A 15,894-nucleotide genomic window follows, 5' to 3' on the forward strand; every position below is an offset into this window, starting at 1 on the left:
AATGATTACTCCTTACTGGACGTTAATTGATGGGAGTTCAACTTTCTGGACGCTGCCCCCATCGGCATACCAGAATTTTAATGGCATGGATTTACGCAATCCGCGAGTCTGTGCGGGAGTGTCATTGATCATGACACACCATCCCTCAGTCTGAATCTGGGCTGCTGCATCAAAGCCTGCCTCGACGTTAATCTGCTTTTTCTGTTGTTCAGATAAAACGACGCCGCGCTGAATACCGCCAAACCGTAACATTTGGTCTATAGGGTCTTTAAGGGCAGCACGATGGATCGCTTTCCCGGTTTCGTTATAGGGAATGGATTTGAAACTGGTGAGCATGGTCATCAATGCCAGTTGTAATTGGCTGTTCAGGAATACCTGATTGACGTAGCTATCCAACCACTTGAATTTGCCGGAAACTGAACCCTGATTAACGAATATGAACCGATCGTTTGCTGTACCGTAAGCACCGTAAAAGTTAAATCTCAGCCGTAGTAGCTCATCAGCTAAAGACTTTTCGGTTACGGTGGGTTTCAGCCCTTCCTGACGACGGAATGCAAATGTTGCACGACCGTTCAACTCATTGAAATTGAGTGATGCGGCATAGGTACAGGCAAATGCACCGTGGGTATGGTCGCCGTACATCAGGCACGTGCCACCAATATCAGATTCGAGAATGGCGCTAGAAATTGTCTCCAGTGCCACCAGCTCACCATGGGAATACAGCACATGCACGTAACGGTCATTTTGCAATGTCACCCATTTGGAAATCGCTATTTTCTCGTCAGAGCTGAAATCACCAATCGCCATAATGGAAACGAAATTAGTCACTGATTTGGTAATGCGTGGCATCAGTTCATCAATGGTGTCCGCATTGATACCCTCGTTTTTCTGTGCACCTGCATTTTCTGTCAGCCCCATGTATTCGGCTAAATCACCTGAGCCGAAACTGATTGTTCCACCAGCACCTTTCTTTGCGCCTTCAATAGCAAATGTGCGGCTGTTTGCGTCATATTGACATGTACCAGCTTTCGCCAGTGACACAGAGACAGCCTCTGCCAGCGCGGAATAGGATTTGATATCGGCGGGCGTGATAGTGACAATCTGGCGTTTGCCGTCAATATCCAGCTCTAACCCCTGCGGGATATGGTTAAAATCCCTGATTGGTACTTTGCTACCCACCAGCTTTGCCGCCTGATTGGTTGTCACCATTGACGCGATATACAGTGTTTCGGGTCGGGTTGTTGAGCCAACGAATCCAGAAAAATAAACCTGTGCCGCTTCGTATTCAGGGGATTTTGTGCCGAAGATTTCTGCAATCTGTTCAGCGCTGCCGAATGCTTTCGTACCCAACATGGCGCTCGGTGTGCTCTTGGTAATAAAAATAGCGTTCAGTGCCAGGGGATTTCCGCCCGTGCCAACGACGCTGGGCAGGACGCTGACAATGTCACTCGCCGGAATAGTGTTCATAGGTGCTTACCTTAAATAGAATTGAGATCAATAGAGAATGAGTCGGTACTCTCGACTGAGTAGGAAATTTCAGGGTTGTATTGCAGTTTGATTTCGAGCATTACGCGGTTTTCGTACTGGTTAGCCTCGTTCACCAAAACCATTTTGCGGGGTTGCTCGCTGTAGAGTGGCTGGCATTTTTTGAGTCGAGCTGTGGTGTAACTGGACTGCCACAGATTCGCCACCACCCGCGCCCGTGAATCAGCATCATCCCCGTAAAAATCTAACTGCACCGTTAGTTCTACAGAGCGTTGCGCCGTAATTTCTGACGATTCGTGATGGTAATAATTGGCGATGTAGTCAATGTCTCGCTCAAACAGAACGTGCATTACAACGCCGTTGTCAGGAGCTGGGACATCGTTCTGATATCCCTGAATCACATCGCACGAGAGTAATGCGATGAGATATTGCCTGACCTCAGCGAATAAATTATCGTGAGTGACTGTTATTACTGTCGCCATAGCAACACCTTAACCCATGTCGGGTAGGACTCGACAACTCGCGTTACATTCCACTCAGATATTTCATCTTCGCCATAAGCTGCAAAACGCATCCGGTCTGAACCTTTCTGCTTTATTCGCCGGATTGCTGATATCTGTCCTCTGGCATAGGCATAGATGAGCTGGCCTTGTTGGTTGATGACGCCCAGATGTTCCAAATCCTGTGTACTGAGGCTTTGTAGCTGCACAGAGATCTCATGCTCAGAATATTTGGGGATTTGTTTGCCGGAGTCAGTTGTCGTATAACCATCATTAGCTAGCAGAACGGCGTTGATATTCGGGTTGACGGTGGTGATTAAGCTGTTGGCGATACCTCTGACATTAATCATCGTTAACCTCATAACCAAACGATTTGGATAACTGACTTGTATCAACGAGAGGCTTGTTAAATCCTTTCTTCATGGCAGTTGACGGGCTGTTTGGTGGCTCAGACCACGACAAAACAGACGCCTGCAATTCATCCACAATACGCTCACCTAATCGCGCCATTGCCTTTTTTGCATCACCGTCATTGCGCTGAATATCTTTTGCCAGCATTCCAGACCAATCTTCTTTGCCTTTAGCAATAACGGTTCTGAAAAATGGTCTTGGTGGAATGTTCACGGTGTGAGCAGGGACAGTGTGATCGGTGGCAAAATTAGATTTTAATGCCTTGACAAATCGCCCCTTATTCGCAAACGTGCCATCAGGATTCACTTTGCGATAAAGTGTGGTTGTCTTCTCTGGAACATTGATTGATGCACCGTATTCATTGATATAACCTACCGTAGCAACGGGCGTTCCGTCGGGATAAGTTGCTGATTCGAAAATCCCCGCTTTCAACTCAAGGCTGCTAGCTTCCAGATATTTCCCCAGCGCTTTTCGTAATGATTTACTTAAATTATTAGTCATATCACCTCCTGACATGAATTGGCATCTGGCCTATGACATAGAGGAATGAACGGTAGCGGGCGGTCATTTGCCAATACTTCGCACCGTAGGGCGTCTGGATATACCATTTCTCTGCATCTGAGGTCGTGCCATAGTCCAGTGAAATAGACACACTCCCCTCTGTTGCACTGGATGCCCTGCCTACGGCGTTATTACCTGCATCCATATTGTTTTGCAGGGTGGCAATATGCGCCATCAGCAGATAAAGCAGCATCTCGCGCTCTTTCAAATTTTTTACGCAGCTACGTTCGGTATTATTGAGAAGCATGGTAGCTTCCACAAAATCCATTTCGAGCTGCGTATTGGTGGCTTGAATATTGGGGTAAGCGTCACGCCATTTCTGAATATTCAGCTCAACAATATCGCTCATGCCATCCCCTTAAAATGCCTTTTCAACCTCTTTTACTTGTTCAGGCTGAATGCGCTCAGTACCGGATTTAGTTTTCTGCTTCTCTTTGGCTTCGGCTTTGGTACTGGCTTCTTGTTCATGGGCGAAAATCAGACCGTTAATCACCAGATCCCGATCTTTATTCTCCGCCAGCCACGCCTGCCATAATTCAGCATTAACACCGTAAGTCAGGCCAAAACCGTTCTCATCAACCATATTCCGGGCAAAGCCATTGACAGATACACGCTGCTCGCCCACTTCCAGATACAGGCCATTCGCCAATTTACACGCGATAACTACAGTAGACATATTTCACCTTTGAAATAAAAAACCGCCCGAAGGCGGCGATAGAATGATAACGAAACTCAAGAGACCAGCATTGAGGCAATAAACTGCGGACGATATACCACAGCCCCAAAAGTACCTTGTGAACGTTTCTGTTTCCAAGAGGAAGTTTCTTGAACCATTGGATGCACTCGCATCTTTTCAGTAAAGCCCAAGTCCAGCGTTTTCTGGCCTTCGTACTCTTCAATAACCAATCTCACCAACTCCCCCGCGTTGGTTGCCATCTCAGGGATGCTAATCACTTTCAGGTTAGGGAAGTTCTTGGTTAACTGATCTGATACGTTAACGTTGTACTGGTTGGTCTTGGTAAGCTGAACTTCCATTTCTGGTGAAAGCGTCATCTTCATTGCTGTATTGCGATCAATTAGACCGCTGGTTTGTTTAACCAATTGCTGGTAAAGCTTACGGATAGACTCATAAACCCCTTCACCATCCAGTTTTTCCCATGACTGAGAGGCTATGTTTGGCAATAAGCCGGGATCATTCAAATAACCATAGTTTTCCAATCCCGCCACGCCATAGAGGTAAGTCTTGTTCTGGAATTTATTCAGGGTTAGCACCGCAGCGCGTTGTTTAGCTGACGCCCAATCCAACTTCGCAGCGCCAGCCATCTCCATCTCACGCTCACCGACACTGACAAATGTCTGATAGTGATATGGTTGACGACTAGGCCAGTTGACGTTAACGCCCGTCAATCCGTTGTTGTTATAGTCGCCATAGGTGGACGTTTCACCCGTTGCTTCTACAACCGGAAAAGCGGCGGTTTGGGTTAGCCAGTCACCACGCTTCACTTCTTGGAATGCCTCAGCCATACGCATTGGCGTTACCAGAACATCGATAACTTTCGGATCAATGTAGGTGGTGAATAACGACAGTATGCCCGCGTTAGGTGCTGTCACCATCGCGCTATCCATCGCCATATGACGATTCTGGTTAGTCAGTTCCTGTACCTGATAACCCGTGTTAAACACAACGCCTGCGCGTTGTGCCAGTGCATTTAAATTCAATGGCATGATTTTTCCTTACAGAGAACTGGACATTTTTGTCAGGCCAGAAGTGACGGTTTTAGCTACACGGTATGGAGTGGCCTCAAACGCTTTATCGTTCGGGTCGATGACATCAACCGCTTTCGCTTCGCCTGTGTTGACGTCAGCCACAATAAACTGACCGAGTTTGCCACCTGCTGCCAAATTAACGAGATAATCACCGCCAGACATTAAGGTAACTTCGCGCCCTTTAGGGATGGTCATTGAGGCTTCCGCGCCGTACTGGTCGATAATCGCTTGGTTATTGCGATGAACGAACCCAATAACTGAGTCGGGTATTTTGATATTCGATACCAGCCCCTTGTCATCCGCCCATGCAAACAGGCCAACGATGACGCCATCAGCACCAGCCTTAAACTGACCTTCGCCTGCCACCACAGAGAAATGCGGGTTAGCGGAGGCAAAATCACCCGCTACACCTAATGGCAGGTCGTTATTCATTCTTGTTTGAAAACCGCTCATGATGCCCCCTTAACCGAAACGAGCTGTTAATGTGTCGTCAGCAAAGGAATCATGATCCATTGCGACATTGGTTTTAGTGGTTGATGCCTGATTGCTCAGTAACATGCCAACCATTGATTTGTAAGCGCTGGGGTGTACGCCTTTGGTTTCGAGGCCTTTTTGTTGCAGCGCATAACCGTAAACCTGCTCCGCACTGTCCATTGCCACAACACCCACCAGCGGCTTTACATCCTCACGAGCTTGAAATAGGGCAGTGACACGCTCAACTGCGCGCTGTTCAATCATGGCAGCATCCATTGCTGGCTTATCGTCTTTGTCTTTCTCATCAGTGGCTTTGTTCTCCTCTTTATTGTCTTTAGCGCCTTCCCCTTCAAGATTGTTATCCTTGGCACCTTCCGGCTTACTACTACCCTCAGGGGCTTTAGGATTATTATCTTTCGCACCTTCGGGCTTCTGCTCGTTATCATTTGCATTCTTAATAGCATCAGGATCACTATCCTGAGCTAACTGAGACGTTACCGCCGTTATAACCGCTTGTAGGCTCTGCTCAGATAAATCTGCATCCATAGCCAGTGCCTGTCTGATTTGCGCGGCAATAATCGGCGCTGCACCTTTCTTCAATTTCATTTCTGTCTCCAAATCAACCGTTTGATGGTCAGATATAATTGCGTCTCGCCCGATCCTGCCGCGCTCGACTAATGCAACGTGATTACCGAAAATATTTCGCATAACCCCGTCATAATGCTGTCCTTCGAATTCTCCCGGGGTCATATCCGGTGTGTAACCATATCCAGCGGATAACTCCTTCATCTTTCCGCTTTCAATCAAGTCAATGGCATACCCGTCCCATACGCTCAAATCGCCATAGAGCCGCCCATCTTCAAACGAGATGTCAGAGCCAATAGCGCCAATCGTGTATTCTTTTTGAGGTTCGGATGAATCGACGGGGATGTGTTTTATGAGAAGTTGCTTTTTACTGAATGTTTTTGCTGCTCGCTCTAGCTCCAACGGGTCGCGGAGCAGGTGGAAAACTTTTTCAGGGTCAAGGCCTAGTCGCTCATAGCCGGGTATTTCCTTGCCTCGATACGGGTTAACCGCTGCTTTTGATAGAATAGTACGCTCAACAATCAGGTGACCGTTGCCGTCTTTACTGCGCATGGATCTATCAAAGGCGAGTTTGTCAGTCATGGTCATGACCTGCCTCTTAAAAAGAAAAAGACCGCCGAAGCAGTCTGGTGTTTAAAATGGCATTATCGCTTTGCTTCCGCATCGGCAATTGATCGCCTGTCCGGGCAGCACCCACTCACCATCAAGATAAAAGCCTTTTTCAATATCAAACGTCTTGCCATGCGCTGTCAGATGTGACGGCCTCGGCTGCTTGCCTGCATGGGAATGTATCCAAATGGCTTGCGTTATCCCCAGCTCTTTACGCCGTGATTGCTCAATGACTGCGTGAGCTTTTGATGACTGATCACGGGCAATCAACTCTGCCCGATTGCGCGTTACGTCGAAATCATGCTGTAGGTTTTGAGTGAGTAATGCGAGATCATAACCGCTCGTGACTGACTGCCAGACATGCTGTTGAACTTTGCCGAGATATTCGATACCAATCGATTTAATTAGGCCAACATTCTCACCCATAACTGCCCGAAGAGAATTCAGCGTTTGCTCGCTGTTCTGCATTCGTACGGTAAATCCATGCTGGCGAAGCAGGGTAGTGAACCGGGTATCAAAATTACCGACTGTTTTATCAACGAACTCTTTTGCGACAGTCTGAGACAATGTGTCCAGCTTGGTATTCCATTTATCAAGCAGGTAATCAACCGCATGGGCTATCCAGTCTGAAATGCCGTCATTCGCCAGTTCCGCCTGCGCCTTGCTCTTAAACTCACGCACCAGAACAGCATCCAGCTCTTGCCTGATATCTTTGATGATATCCATCAATGTCTGGTAATAACGGTTCTCAATAGCAACGCTCGGCTTGATTTCCGGCATGACGTTATGTCCGGGCTTTATCGGCCTCAGTATCGCTTTCTTCGCTGCCATAGTCTGGAACTCCGTATGGTGACGGGATTATCTTTTTAGGGTCGATGAATCTCAGAGGGTTATCTTCATCAGCGGCAACATATTGTCTGGCTTCTTCGCCATCGATAACACCCGACTGGTGATAGATTTGCACCGTTTCTGCTTTGGATTTTTCGGTTGATGCCCGTTGCTCATCCGTCAATTGATGCAGTGAGTTGAACTCGAAATAGAGACTGTCATCAATCTCACCAAACAGGTGAAGCTGAACTAGCTTTAAGATAATCGTTACCTGTGGCAATAAATGTGCGCTTTGCAATGAGGCGATATAGTCGTTATAGACGCGTATCTCTCCATCACTGCTGGCGTTCAGTCCACTAGGTGTAATACCTAGTAACTTGACCAACGGTGTATGACTCGGCGCTGCCATCTGCTCCTGAGCTTGTCGCTGGAGTGCATCAAGGCCAGAAAGTGGCGTATTGAACTGAAAGAATTCTTCACTACCTTTGTCCAATAACATCAGATTGCGGTTATCTCGATACAGAGAGAACATCGCTGCTCGCATTTTGATATCCGCACCATCTTCACCGTTCAGTATTCCCTGCATGTTGGTAGCAAGACCAGTCAGCGAAAAGGAGTGAATCAATTCACTGATAGCATCGGTGGTGCGTTGCCACCTTTCCACATAAGGCTTCATCAACTGCAACATGCTAATACCACTGAAATTATAAGCAGGTTTCAGGATGTCAGATACTGGCCTCATTATTAGCGTCATTAACCGATCAGCGTGAATCTCGTTACCCAGCACGAACCACTGAGACGGTTTAAAGAAGTCATCTGCCATTGGGTCATGTGCGTTATACAGACTCGGGGTTGACCAAATTGGCTCAATCAGACTAAATCCCTTGAGAGTGCCTTTTTTGATGCCTGTTGAACTGATAACCAGTGGTAAATTGGCTTTGTCTTCGTGCCCCTGAATATCAATAAATAACTGAGAGCGACCAAATATCATTTCGTTCTCGATATGCTTTCTCATCAGGTCACGAATTTTTAACCGTTCCATTTCGGCGGTGATCTTAGCAATCTGATCTGTTTTATCTTCACCATCATTAATCTTGCCACTGCTACGCGCCTTGACTTCTCCCCATTCGCGGGTCATTTCTTTAGCTGTTGTCTCTGGAACGCTACGATAATCACTGGATTGTGACATCACCGCCAGAGTAGGGTAGCCGAGAAAACCTGAATAGAACTGCGGGCTGGCATTGGCGTATTCATAGGCGCCATTACAGGCGCTATCCATTGCTACCGGTGCTGATTTACCAACGGGAACTACAGCGGGATGAATTGCAGGTGGCTCAATTTTAACTAGCTGTTCCGGAGCTTTACCTTCCTCCAGCATCTTCTCAAGCGTGCGCTCATACACTTTTGCCCGTTCCAGTTTCTTTTGAGCCTGCTCAGCCTTTGCCTTTTCAATAGCTAGCTCCCGTTCTAACTCCAACAGGCGCTGTTTTTTAACAGATTTAAACCATTTCATTTAGATACCCATAAGAGCGTTGGGATTGATGCGAATACCTGCGTTAACAGTGGCAAAGGCCATAATGAACGCATCAGCTTTATTGGGGCTTGGAATACCACGCTTTTTCATGTCTTTCTTGCTTTCGACTTTGACACGTCCGTTATTGTCGTAATCGACTTGAGGTCGTGATAATTCCGCCTTGAGATATTCCAGATCTTTCATACCTTTCGACAGGCTGATTAGCTGGTCTTCGGGGTATTTGTCGCCATGATTAACAGCTCGCCATGTGTTGTAGAACCGGTTGGCCACTAATTGCCATTGTTGCGCCTTGAGGTTGGCGAACATGTCCTTGTTTGTTTTGCCCGGCATGTATTGGTTATCAGGATTCTCAACAGATGCGCCAGCATTGAATCCTACCGTTCTGACCCGCTGATCTTTCCGGTTGAATTGCGCCTTAACTCCAGCACCCATACCAATACTGTCAAATATGACTGTGTCAGCATTACTTTTCAGTGCGTAATCATAAACATGGTCAGCACTCCAAATCACATCCTGACCACGCCACTCCTTGACCTCAATAGCAACAGAACCATGTCTTAGTACGGTTGCATTTGAGTCCTCGCCATCATCAGCCACGTCGAATCCAACGAACTTACGACCCACAGCGCCGAATCCGAGTTCCAGATGAGCATTAACCGCCGCCTCAATCCATGCAGGTTTAATGATTGCTAGTGCGGAATCAGCAACAGGCTCACCCTCCCAAATATGGCGGTAGAGGTCATAATCACGTACCTTGCACTCTTCCATCTCCTGCCTGAGTACTTCGGGGAACCAAGGGTTTTCTGACCAATTGACCTTTAGAATAACGCTGTCTTTTTGTGGCTCAACAATGAATCGCTGGTAGGTATCATCCAGAATGTTTTTCGGGTTGAACGATACCCAAATTTCAGAGTTGGGCTTTCGGATAGTAGGGATCAATATGTCCCAGCTTTCCTTGGTGACAGCCTCGGCTTCTTCAATCCAGCAGATATCAACGCCCTCTAATGATTTAATCTTGGTCGGATTGTTCTTAATGCCGTAAAACATGAATTCAGAGTTAGTCGCCAAGTGCCGAATAGAAGCCCGTTGCACCTCAAACTCATTCTGATAATCCTCACGGTAAATAGTGTCCTCTAACAACTTGAGAACCGAATCGCTGATACTGTTCTGCAACTCACGAGCACAGAGGAAGCGATAACAGCCACGCCGAGATATCTCTATCAGTAATCGGGCAATTGACCATGATTTACCACTGCCGCGCCCACCATAGGAAATTTTGTACCGAGCTGGGTTTATAAATGGCCTAAATACTGGATTAAGCTGTGTCATCTATAAAACCCCTCAAAATAATCCATTGAATAAAAAACGAACACCATCGCAGCGAATACTATTCAAATTCACTGAATAATTTGTTTTTAATTAAAGTTGCCGCTAATTGGCTGAAATCGGTTGGTTATGATCCAGTTCTACGCCTGATAGCAAGAACCTAAGGCATTACCTAATAAATTCCAAAGTAGCATTTTGGGTGCAAGTTCACGCAACAACCATTATGTTAAATAGACTAATAATTGAGCTGCTATTCACCATCGCCAAATAATTTTTTCAGGGGAGGGAGGCCTTTAACATCAATAGCTCCCTCGATACCATGATCGATCTTATCCCGCCAATGATTCTTCTGCCTATTCTTGAGCCAGAATATCGCTGCGGTTGTATCGGGTGGGTAATGTTTTGTCGTGGGAGTAATCACAACTTTACCATCAATTGCCCTGATATCATCCTCTGGATGCTCATAACCTGTTGCCCGATGAAAGAGCTTTGCCGCAACTTCACCATCAGCTACCTGCTTACCCTTTTTTATGGACTCCAGAAACACAGGGTATTCATGCTTCCAGTTGTTTAATGTTGACTCGCTGACCTCGAAAAAATCAGCTAGTTCTTTATCGGTGTAACCCAACAAGCACAATTTGCGCGCCTGTTCGGCATACGCCTCTTGGTATTTAGTTGGGCGTGCCATTTTGCTTCCTTATATAGTCACTGCATAAGATTTGATAGCGGTAACTCGACTAAGGGGGATGGTGATAATGTCGATGCCACTGGTGCTCTGGAAGATGGTTAAATAGTCGTCGCCATAGTTGCTAACTGGTATCTCGTCTTTGCTATATCCCACGATAGCCATATCTTGACCTTCAATGAATATTTCAATTCTCCAGTAGCTGAATGTTTTTGGTCTTTTCGTATCTTGTTGTATATCACTGCCAACACCTGTTTCCACTTTTTCCCCTGGATATTGATTGATTGGTGTGTGATTAAATCTCGCATTTGCCATAATAAAATCAGTAACACGTTTAATTGCTTCACTTTCTATGTACTGCTTAGTTTTATTATTTACAGGCGCTTTTTTCTCAGCGCATTCCCATTCAATATCATTCACAATTTGCCGAAGCTGCTCTTGTGATGGCATGGTGAAATCCATACTAAGTGTCCCCAGTTGACCTTTCATTTTTACCTCATTCAGCATATTTAACTGCGCTGGTTGATATAACCCCGACAGTTTTTGTACGGTGGTTATATAAAATGCTGAAAAAACATTCAGGAAGTAACTTATCGTCCAATATCCGATAATCGGACTTTGCTTTTCTGCATAGCGATCACGACTCTTGAATCATGATGGCAATGCAGGCCGTCTCTCCGGCTGTCACACCCCTTCTTCTGCCTACAGCGGATGTTGCTGATAATGACCCGTCTTCTTCGGGGGCATGGGTTATTTTTGATTCTGCCGGTACGCTCGATGGCAAGGAGACATGTCGTAGCTAATACCGGCAGACGGCGATAACCCGACGCAAAGGTGTATCGATATCGATATTCCCGATAGAGGTGCGCTCAAAACAGTGACGTAAAAACAGATGCTTAAGCCGTTTTGTCCAGCCCGTTGTGTCCAAATAACACATTGAAAGGCAATGAATTTATTGCTTTTGTCCAGTACATAAATCAACCATAGAGGTATGTCTACAGTTGGAAATAAAAATGCCACCAGCCCGTGTGCGTTGGGTACGCGGTAGGAACGAGGTGGCAGCATGGGTTATTCCTGTAGCCACTCAGGGAATGGACGCGGGAATAAAAAAGCCACCACGGGTGTGATGGCTTGGGTGTTTTTGGTGTAACTACTTAAGGGGTTAGAAAGAAAACTGTTTAATACTATTAGCCATTTATAATTTCGTTAATTCTATTAAAAATCTTTTCAGCATCTAATTCATTTTTAATTGACTGGTCATTACAGTCATTTTTATCTGCACAACTTTTATCAACTTCTTCTACTGAGTAATTGTGTTTACCAGCCAACTTATTGAGGATATCAAGGGTTTTTCCCCAAGTTTTTGTCGCACTTACAATGATATCGCAACCACATTCAATCAATTTGCCAACCCGCTCTTCTACTATTGACTCGTCATCGCCACCAGTTGAAATCCCTACTTTGATGTTTTTAACAACAAATACAACAATAGTGTCTACACTTCCATGTTTATATATTTGCTCAAAATTATTAGAGGATTCTAATTTCTCTATTAGAGAATTTAACGTCTTTGTTTTTCCAGCATTTCTAGTGCCTTTTAGAGCTATCATGTTTCTAGTGTTCATTAGAATATCCCTTTTTGTTTAATGTTTGAACATGATAGCCGTTGTTAATATGTTACTATTGTATTTTAATGTCATTCTGCCACCTCAGTATCATTTGCTCTGAGGTGGCTAGCGGTATGCTTTACTTGACTACCTCTACCGTAGCACCGTTTTCATTGGTGATATACAGCTGATCCCCTTTGTAGAGAAACTGATACCCACCTCCACCCAGCTCTGGAATTTCCGGAAATGTAGGGCTGGGAATATTTGAACAGACAATGGCAATACAATCATTAGCGCTCACACCTTCACGGGTTACACTGAGTAAATGTTCTTCTTCAACAACCTGTGTCATTTCTTCATCTGAATAGGAGGGCGGAATAAACTCAATGACGTCTGGTGTTTCAATACCCAACTCTTTAGCCAAATCAAATGCCTGTTTCCATTGAGGCGAACCAATGCGAGCAATAGTAATCTCTTTGGTTTCATATAATGATGTGGCGTTTTCGATAATCTGCTTAACTGTAAACATGGTTTCTTTTCCTGTTTCTGATAATAAAAAAGCCCCTGATTACTCAGAGGTTACCGACATTCAGTATTCGCCCAATCCCTCAGTCCGAGGAACTGGGCTTCGAGGGTTTCAAGTTCTCCGAGGAGACGTACATAATCCTGTTCAGCGTCTTTCGCCAGTCTGGCGGGTCTTGAACCATCCACGCCGGAGGGGGCAGCGGTTTCAGACACGGGGCATTGAGCCTTGACGTACACGCGCTGAGTGTTAGTGCGGAGAGTATCGCTAAGCTCATCAAGTTTAGATTTGGCATTGGCGAGTTCCTGAGAGTGTCGGGTATCTAATTCGTGGAGTTGCTTGATGCGCTCTTGCTGGTTGGCGTTGATGGCGACCTGTTCGTCATACCCTAGCTTTAACCTACGGTATTCTTCGGCCTTGTCCTGATACTCACTGTAGTAGAACCAGAGCAGGCCAGCGACGACAGCAAAAGCACCCAAGGTGAAGTACTGACTGTTGAGTTTCATCGCTATGAATTTAACCTTGCTTGCTCTTCTATCAGAGGGTTACGATAGTTTTTATCAAAAATCCCTTTTAACGCCTGTTTTCTTTGTTCACGATCCCACCCCATTGAAATAAGAACCGTATTTGCCCGCTGTAATTCGGTAATGGCTTTAATCTGCCACTCAGTCAAGTAATCCCTGATTGCTTCGCTTTTGCCAATATCATTGTTCTTCTTAAACTTGGCCGACTTCATTCCGAGGACGACATCATTAATCAGGTCGGCTTCATTGCTGTAATGAAAATGCTCCGTTTCTTTCCCGTCCTGTTCCCGGCTATTTTTAATAGCATCGGTCATAGGTCGGTATTCAACTCTGGATCTTTCTCGCTCCAATTGAATTTGAGATTCTTTTGTTGCCTTTTCACGAAACTTAATGAAACTGTCAACCAAGCGTACTTGTCCATCACGGGCTTTATCACCACCAATAAACGGCATGGCAATAAGGAATCCCCGTTCAGTTAATTCATAACAAGGTAATTCTTTGTTTTGTTTGCTAATATATGAGGAGGGCTTGAAATCAAGCCCTCCTAAATGACGGCTTTCTATCAATTCTCTTACGTTCTGCAAGACGTTCTTATGATCTCTACCAAACTCATTCGCGATAACATCGGTTGTTACTACAGGTTGCCCGTTGGATTTTTTAACTAAAAGTCTCATCTTGCGTATTCCTATAGAAATAAGAGCCTGCTGACGTAGAAATATCGCCCATGAGAGGTCGCCACCTTTAGCGATAGTTCTCAGGCTCTATTTCTATAAGCTCATGATTGGATTTTGCGCACGTCAGTACGCAGATAAAAAGAAGCCCCGCAGATGCGAGGCTCAGGATTCAGATTAAGCTGTAGGCTTTTTCGAATGTTTCTTCGGAATAAGGTTGCTTGCCGTTCTCGTGCCGGATAATGGACTTAGCCAGCGCAATCAGCGTGGGTTTATTGATGTCCAAAGCTTGATTTGGGTCTACGTTCAGTGCCTTAGCAACACCCTTGATATAGGCTGAGGTGTTGTTCTCATTGGTCGGCGCCCAGCGGTCTATCATCTTGGCCACACTCTGATAACCGTTCTTGTGGTAATTGGTCAGCAGCTTCATCAGTGCCCGGATACCATGCTCCGCCGTCACGAAACGACAGAAGCGCTTCTCAATCTTTGGGTCGTGCCTTAATTGACCCTGCCACTTATTAGCGGGGTTGTGATCAATATTGCCCGGATTGTTATTGCGAATACCTCTGCTCATCTTGGGTCACCTGTCAGTCTGTTCCAGAAATACGTGAGGGCAATACTTCCCATCGCACCGCACATCCCCGCACTGGCGAATGTCATGTATAAGCTCAGTCCCGCTTCCAAACTGATAAAGCCCCCTATCAGTCCGGTGAAGCCCGAAACGACTACCTGAGCCACTGCCCCGAACCAACTCCAGCGGGCATTGCTGGTTTTTATATCGATGATGTAGCGGACTATCCCGCCCCATGCTGAAAGCAGCAGCAGTATCAGCCATTGATACAGTTCAAAGCCGCTTGGGTCTTTATTTGGCATGCGCATATTCCACCCCATTTGAGCAATGGGCGTCCGTGGGGTGAACGATGGTTACCCCTGTGAGTCGGTTAAAAGTAATGGGTTAATAGTTAAGGTAAGCTGGATTTCAGCATAAATAGCGATTCAATTGATGTCGTTTTTGTTCCAGAGATACCGCTAGTAACTTCGCGCGACCAAATACAATTAAAATCATCTGGCGCGGTGTATTCGCTAACAAAGACAGTACAGCGATTCGATAACTCACGAACCCAATTCCAAAACTCAGCCGTATTAAATTTATCGCGGTATTGCCGAGTATTCACATAAGGCGGGTCGCAATAAACTACAGCCCCATCGGGTATATCCAATACACGGTAATCGCAACACTGCAATATGACGCCATCTAACTCAGACAACTGCCGCTGAATATTGTTGATGGCCTCCGATTGATAATCACGAACGCGCCCGGATTTGACCTGCCCAGTTCCCACGTAGCTATTGAACCATTTACCCGCGTAACTACAGACAAAACCCACCCATCCTGTTAGATGCGGGATTTCACTCTGGTTATTCTTTATCGCGTAGTACTGTTCTCGTGAGATTTGCCCCGGTGGCTGCCAGCCAGAGAGTAATGCGTCCCACATTTGTATCAGGTATTCGTGGCTATCGGCAGCGATAACAGGGCCAGCATGTTTGGTATTGATGTGACTCACCATATTCATGCCGCCCGCAAACGGCTCAATATAAACAGTCTCTGTCGTTAAGTGATCCAGAATGAAGGGCGCAATATATTTCGCTATGCGCGCTTTACTGCCCATGTATTTCACCGTTCCTGCCCCTCTGTTGGTACAAACATTTATTCGCCAGAAAACAAAAAAGGCCGCCTGAGCGCTGTCTCTTGATCACATCTCTAGCTCAAGAGACTGTGCAAGCAGGTACCCCTCAAGGAGGG

At 45.9% G+C, this 15,894-nt stretch carries 22 protein-coding genes; 1 reads left to right on the forward strand and 21 read right to left on the reverse strand.

Going from position 1 to position 15,894, the window contains the following annotated elements; all coding sequences use genetic code 11:
- Nucleotides 1-12: 12 nt before the first annotated feature.
- From AB204_RS08945 to AB204_RS09010, 14 genes are all read right to left on the reverse strand, one after another.
- On the reverse strand, nt 13-1,467 hold the full coding sequence (locus tag AB204_RS08945; protein ID WP_047963027.1) for a DUF3383 domain-containing protein: 1,455 nt from the start codon (nt 1,465-1,467) through the stop codon (nt 13-15).
- Between the two features lie 11 nt (nt 1,468-1,478).
- The gene (locus AB204_RS08950) at nt 1,479-1,967 is read right to left on the reverse strand and encodes a phage neck terminator protein (RefSeq protein ID WP_047963028.1); all 489 of its coding nucleotides are present in this window, start codon (nt 1,965-1,967) and stop codon (nt 1,479-1,481) included.
- Nucleotides 1,955-2,335 (reverse strand): hypothetical protein, encoded by a 381-nt coding sequence (locus AB204_RS08955; RefSeq protein WP_200898218.1) that lies wholly within the window; start codon nt 2,333-2,335, stop codon nt 1,955-1,957. Before AB204_RS08955 ends, AB204_RS08950 begins: the two co-directional genes overlap by 13 nt.
- The gene (locus AB204_RS08960; RefSeq protein WP_047963029.1) at nt 2,328-2,897 is read right to left on the reverse strand and encodes a hypothetical protein; all 570 of its coding nucleotides are present in this window, start codon (nt 2,895-2,897) and stop codon (nt 2,328-2,330) included. Before AB204_RS08960 ends, AB204_RS08955 begins: the two co-directional genes overlap by 8 nt.
- Nucleotide 2,898: 1 nt before the next feature.
- Complete coding sequence (locus AB204_RS08965) at nt 2,899-3,306, reverse strand: DUF4054 domain-containing protein (RefSeq protein ID WP_047963030.1); 408 nt, start codon at nt 3,304-3,306, stop codon at nt 2,899-2,901.
- Nucleotides 3,307-3,315: 9 nt separating this feature from the next.
- Complete coding sequence (locus tag AB204_RS08970) at nt 3,316-3,633, reverse strand: hypothetical protein (protein ID WP_047963031.1); 318 nt, start codon at nt 3,631-3,633, stop codon at nt 3,316-3,318.
- A 56-nt stretch (nt 3,634-3,689) separates the two neighbouring features.
- Nucleotides 3,690-4,682, reverse strand: a complete 993-nt coding sequence (locus AB204_RS08975) for a DUF2184 domain-containing protein (RefSeq protein ID WP_200898219.1) — start codon at nt 4,680-4,682, stop codon at nt 3,690-3,692.
- Between the two features lie 9 nt (nt 4,683-4,691).
- Nucleotides 4,692-5,177 (reverse strand): structural cement protein Gp24, encoded by a 486-nt coding sequence (locus AB204_RS08980; RefSeq protein WP_047963032.1) that lies wholly within the window; start codon nt 5,175-5,177, stop codon nt 4,692-4,694.
- Between the two features lie 9 nt (nt 5,178-5,186).
- Nucleotides 5,187-6,371, reverse strand: a complete 1,185-nt coding sequence (locus tag AB204_RS08985; protein WP_047963033.1) for a DUF2213 domain-containing protein — start codon at nt 6,369-6,371, stop codon at nt 5,187-5,189.
- Nucleotides 6,372-6,416: 45 nt separating this feature from the next.
- Nucleotides 6,417-7,223, reverse strand: coding sequence for a phage head morphogenesis protein (locus tag AB204_RS08990; RefSeq protein WP_167336743.1), 807 nt, complete (start codon nt 7,221-7,223; stop codon nt 6,417-6,419).
- Complete coding sequence (locus tag AB204_RS08995; RefSeq protein WP_053067870.1) at nt 7,177-8,733, reverse strand: DUF1073 domain-containing protein; 1,557 nt, start codon at nt 8,731-8,733, stop codon at nt 7,177-7,179. The genes AB204_RS08990 and AB204_RS08995 overlap by 47 nt, the downstream gene beginning before the upstream one ends.
- Nucleotides 8,734-10,083, reverse strand: coding sequence for a PBSX family phage terminase large subunit (locus tag AB204_RS09000; RefSeq protein WP_047963034.1), 1,350 nt, complete (start codon nt 10,081-10,083; stop codon nt 8,734-8,736).
- 247 nt (nt 10,084-10,330) lie between these two features.
- Nucleotides 10,331-10,768 (reverse strand): helix-turn-helix domain-containing protein, encoded by a 438-nt coding sequence (locus AB204_RS09005; RefSeq protein ID WP_047963035.1) that lies wholly within the window; start codon nt 10,766-10,768, stop codon nt 10,331-10,333.
- Nucleotides 10,769-10,777: 9 nt separating this feature from the next.
- Nucleotides 10,778-11,254: a hypothetical protein gene (locus AB204_RS09010; RefSeq protein WP_047963036.1), complete on the reverse strand. Its 477-nt coding sequence runs from the start codon at nt 11,252-11,254 to the stop codon at nt 10,778-10,780.
- Nucleotides 11,255-11,418: 164 nt separating this feature from the next.
- Between AB204_RS09010 and AB204_RS22715 the strand changes: the two genes are divergently transcribed.
- Nucleotides 11,419-11,568 (forward strand): hypothetical protein, encoded by a 150-nt coding sequence (locus tag AB204_RS22715; protein ID WP_161796548.1) that lies wholly within the window; start codon nt 11,419-11,421, stop codon nt 11,566-11,568.
- 384 nt (nt 11,569-11,952) lie between these two features.
- Here AB204_RS22715 and AB204_RS09015 read toward each other — a convergent pair whose 3' ends face one another.
- The 7 genes from AB204_RS09015 to AB204_RS20820 form a co-directional block, all read right to left on the reverse strand.
- Nucleotides 11,953-12,390: a hypothetical protein gene (locus AB204_RS09015; RefSeq protein ID WP_047963037.1), complete on the reverse strand. Its 438-nt coding sequence runs from the start codon at nt 12,388-12,390 to the stop codon at nt 11,953-11,955.
- A gap of 121 nt (nt 12,391-12,511) precedes the next feature.
- Nucleotides 12,512-12,901 carry a hypothetical protein gene (locus AB204_RS09020; protein WP_047963038.1) on the reverse strand — a complete coding sequence of 130 codons (390 nt, stop codon included), beginning with the start codon at nt 12,899-12,901 and terminating at the stop codon, nt 12,512-12,514.
- Between the two features lie 50 nt (nt 12,902-12,951).
- On the reverse strand, nt 12,952-13,401 hold the full coding sequence (locus AB204_RS21975) for a lysis protein (RefSeq protein ID WP_047963039.1): 450 nt from the start codon (nt 13,399-13,401) through the stop codon (nt 12,952-12,954).
- A gap of 2 nt (nt 13,402-13,403) precedes the next feature.
- Nucleotides 13,404-14,093 (reverse strand): Rha family transcriptional regulator, encoded by a 690-nt coding sequence (locus tag AB204_RS09030; protein ID WP_047963040.1) that lies wholly within the window; start codon nt 14,091-14,093, stop codon nt 13,404-13,406.
- 169 nt (nt 14,094-14,262) lie between these two features.
- Nucleotides 14,263-14,664: a structural protein gene (locus AB204_RS09035; RefSeq protein WP_047963041.1), complete on the reverse strand. Its 402-nt coding sequence runs from the start codon at nt 14,662-14,664 to the stop codon at nt 14,263-14,265.
- Nucleotides 14,661-14,963, reverse strand: coding sequence for a phage holin family protein (locus AB204_RS09040; protein WP_235428058.1), 303 nt, complete (start codon nt 14,961-14,963; stop codon nt 14,661-14,663). The genes AB204_RS09035 and AB204_RS09040 overlap by 4 nt, the downstream gene beginning before the upstream one ends.
- A gap of 89 nt (nt 14,964-15,052) precedes the next feature.
- Nucleotides 15,053-15,760 (reverse strand): DNA adenine methylase, encoded by a 708-nt coding sequence (locus tag AB204_RS20820; RefSeq protein ID WP_053067871.1) that lies wholly within the window; start codon nt 15,758-15,760, stop codon nt 15,053-15,055.
- Nucleotides 15,761-15,894: the final 134 nt, after the last annotated feature.

It is taken from the genome of Xenorhabdus khoisanae, from assembly GCF_001037465.1.
GTDB lineage: Bacteria > Pseudomonadota > Gammaproteobacteria > Enterobacterales > Enterobacteriaceae > Xenorhabdus > Xenorhabdus khoisanae.